Annotated in this window: 1 protein-coding gene; it reads right to left on the minus strand. The window is 67.0% G+C overall.

What is annotated here, in order from left to right:
• Positions 1–71: 71 nt before the first annotated feature.
• Entirely contained in the window at positions 72–518 is a 447-nt protein-coding gene (locus tag GVL52_RS28125) for a CopG family transcriptional regulator (protein WP_160012671.1), read from the minus strand.
• Between the last annotated feature and the right edge of the window lie 115 nt (positions 519–633).

The following is a 633-nucleotide window of genomic DNA, read 5'->3' on the forward strand; positions in this document are numbered from 1 at the left end:
CCCCATTGCCGTGCGCAGCATCTGGATGGGGCGATCCAGCGACGTAGCGGTGAAAGAGGAAGGAACGGCGCTCATGACGCGCGCTCCTGCGCGTCGTCTATGCGCGTGGGGTCGGGGTGCAGTTCCTCCACCACGTCGTGCACCAGGCTGCGCCCGCGCAGCAGGTGGCGACCCAATTGCTCCACGAACTGCTCGAAGCGCGCCTTGCCCTGGGCACGCGCGGCCTCTTGATGGGCCTCGGGCACGGGCGTGCTGACCGTGAGGTAGTAGCGGATGAACAGCGCCAGCGTTTCGATCTGGATGTTCTGGTCGCGCTCCATGCGCTCGGCATGGCGCGACAGGCGATCCAGGCGCTTGGCAATCGCCGCTTCGCGCTGGTCGCCCGCATCGGGCGACAGCCAGGACGCCAAGGCAGCGGCGACGATGCTGGACTTGGAAACGCCCTTGGTGGCGGCCAGTTCATCGAGCCGCTTGCCGTGCTCAGGCTGGATGAAGACATTGAGGCGGTGTTGGGTCATAGGTCGATTCCGTCGTCAGGGTCGAGAGAAGCCAGCCGGGCCGTGCGCTGCAGGGCCGGATCGAGCTGGCGCGGAAGGGGAAGCGGCATGTCGTCGTCATCGAGCAGCGCGAGGT

Source organism: Rhizobium sp. 18055 (assembly GCF_902706285.1).
Classification (GTDB): Bacteria; Pseudomonadota; Alphaproteobacteria; order Rhizobiales; family Rhizobiaceae; genus Rhizobium.

What these genes read in the sequence shown, in the direction of transcription:
- GVL52_RS28125 (WP_160012671.1), bottom strand. Translation starts at nt 518, where the DNA reads ATGACCCAACACCGCCTCAATGTCTTCATCCAGCCTGAGCACGGCAAG.